Raw genomic sequence first — 2292 nt, 5'->3', positions numbered from 1 at the left:
CCAGTGAAGATGGCTTCTACAGTATCAGTAGCACTGGCGTGATCACCATTACTGCCGCAGGCGTCGCCTCAGAGGTGAATGACTTTGAGCAAGCCCCGAACTCTGGCGACTACTTAGTCACCATGACCGACGGCGCTGGTGCCACCACGAATGCCACCATTACCTTGTCTGAAAACAACCTCGATGAAGATGGTAGCTTTGCCAACCAAACCTTTAATTACGATGAAAATCAGGACGCTGGCGCTACAGTCGCCACCCTTGTCGGCTCAGATGATGACGGTGTGGTTAACTACCAATTCCAACATACGGACGGCACCTTAAGCGCTACCAGTGAAGATGGCTTCTACAGTATCAGTAGCACTGGCGTGATCACCATTACTGCCGCGGGCGTCGCCTCAGAGGTGAATGACTTTGAGCAAGCCCCGAACTCTGGCGACTACTTAGTCACCATGACCGACGGCGCTGGTGCCACCACCGATGCCACCATCACCTTGTCTGAAAACAACCTCGATGAAGACGGTAGCTTTGAAAACCAAACCTTTAATTACGATGAAAATCAGGACGCTGGCGCTACAGTCGCCACCCTTGTCGGCTCAGATGATGACGGTGTGGTTAACTACCAGTTCCAACATACGGACGGTACCTTAAGCGCCACCAGTGAAGATGGCTTCTACAGTATCAGTAGCACTGGCGTTATCACCATCACTGCTGCAGGGGTTGCCTCAGAGGTGAATGACTTTGAGCAAGGCACGAAACACCGGTGACTACTTAGTTACCATGACCGACGGCGCTGGTGCTACCACCGATGCCACCATCACCTTGTCTGAAAACAACCTCGATGAAGACTGGTAGCTTTGAAAACCAAACCTTTAATTACGATGAAAATCAGGACGCTGGCGCTACAGTCGCCACCCTTGTCGGCTCAGATAATGACGGTGTGGTTAACTACCAGTTCCAACATACGGACGGCACCTTAAGCGCCACCAGTGAAGATGGCTTCTACAGTATCAGTAGCACTGGCGTTATCACCATCACTGCCGCAGGGCGTCGCCTCAGAGGTGAATGACTTTGAGCAAGCCCCGAACTCTGGCGACTACTTAGTCACCATGACCGACGGCGCGGGCACCACCACCGAATGCCACCATCACCTTGTCTGAAAACAACCTCGATGAAGATGGTAGCTTTGCCAACCAAACCTTTAATTACGATGAAAATCAGGACGCTGGCGCTACAGTCGCCACCCTTGTCGGCTCAGATAATGACGGTGTGGTTAACTACCAGTTCCAACATACGGACGGCACCTTAAGCGCTACCAGTGAAGATGGCTTCTACAGTATCAGTAGCACTGGCGTGATCACCATTACTGCCGCGGGCGTCGCCTCAGAGGTGAATGACTTTGAGCAAGCCCCGAACTCTGGCGACTACTTAGTCACCATGACCGACGGCGCTGGTGCCACCACCGATGCCACCATCACCTTGTCTGAAAACAACCTCGATGAAGATGGTAGCTTTGAAAACCAAACCTTTAATTACGATGAAAATCAGGACGCTGGCGCTACAGTCGCCACCCTTGTCGGCTCAGATGATGACGGTGTGGTTAACTACCAGTTCCAACATACGGACGGTACCTTAAGCGCCACCAGTGAAGATGGCTTCTACAGTATCAGTAGCACTGGCGTTATCACCATCACTGCCGCAGGGGTTGCCTCAGAGGTGAATGACTTTGAGCAAGCCCCGAACTCTGGCGACTACTTAGTTACCATGACCGACGGCGCTGGTGCTACCACCGATGCCACCATCACCTTGTCTGAAAACAACCTCGATGAAGCTGGTAGCTTTGAAAACCAAACCTTTAATTACGATGAAAATCAGGACGCTGGCGCTACAGTCGCCACCCTTGTCGGCTCAGATGATGACGGTGTGGTTAACTACCAGTTCCAACATACGGACGGCACCTTAAGCGCCACCAGTGAAGATGGCTTCTACAGTATCAGTAGCACTGGCGTTATCACCATCACTGCTGCAGGGGTTGCCTCAGAGGTGAATGACTTTGAGCAAGCCCCGAACTCTGGCGACTACTTAGTTACCATGACCGACGGCGCTGGTGCTACCACCGATGCCACCGTCACCTTGTCTGAAAACAACCTCGATGAAGCTGGTAGCTTTGAAAACCAAACCTTTAATTACGATGAAAATCAGGACGCTGGCGCTACAGTCGCCACCCTTGTCGGCTCAGATGATGACGGTGTGGTTAACTACCAGTTCCAACATACGGACGGCACCTTAAGCGCC

The 2292-nt window shown here is 52.2% G+C and carries 4 protein-coding genes; all 4 read left to right on the top strand.

The window, feature by feature from the left end; translation table 11 throughout:
* Window positions 1-764 (top strand): hypothetical protein (locus tag AC0L4E_RS20320; RefSeq protein WP_473681788.1); only part of this gene is annotated, 764 nt, incomplete at its 5' end.
* Between the two features lie 74 nt (window positions 765-838).
* The gene (locus AC0L4E_RS20315; protein ID WP_473681786.1) at window positions 839-1066 is read left to right on the top strand and encodes a hypothetical protein; all 228 of its coding nucleotides are present in this window, start codon (window positions 839-841) and stop codon (window positions 1064-1066) included.
* Entirely contained in the window at window positions 993-1157 is a 165-nt protein-coding gene (locus AC0L4E_RS20310; RefSeq protein ID WP_473681784.1) for a hypothetical protein, read from the top strand. Before AC0L4E_RS20315 ends, AC0L4E_RS20310 begins: the two co-directional genes overlap by 74 nt.
* A partial coding sequence (locus tag AC0L4E_RS20305) for a hypothetical protein (protein ID WP_473681782.1) occupies window positions 1150-2292 on the top strand: 1143 nt, incomplete at its 3' end. The genes AC0L4E_RS20310 and AC0L4E_RS20305, both read left to right, overlap by 8 nt.

It is taken from the genome of Shewanella sp. GJ50-10 (assembly GCF_055808815.1).
This window is presented reverse-complemented; position numbering and strand designations above follow the sequence as displayed.

Coding starts and splice junctions, on each gene's coding strand:
- AC0L4E_RS20310 (WP_473681784.1), top strand. CDS start 993: ATGGCTTCTACAGTATCAGTAGCACTGGCGTTATCACCATCACTGCCG.
- AC0L4E_RS20315 (WP_473681786.1), top strand. CDS start 839: ATGAAGACTGGTAGCTTTGAAAACCAAACCTTTAATTACGATGAAAAT.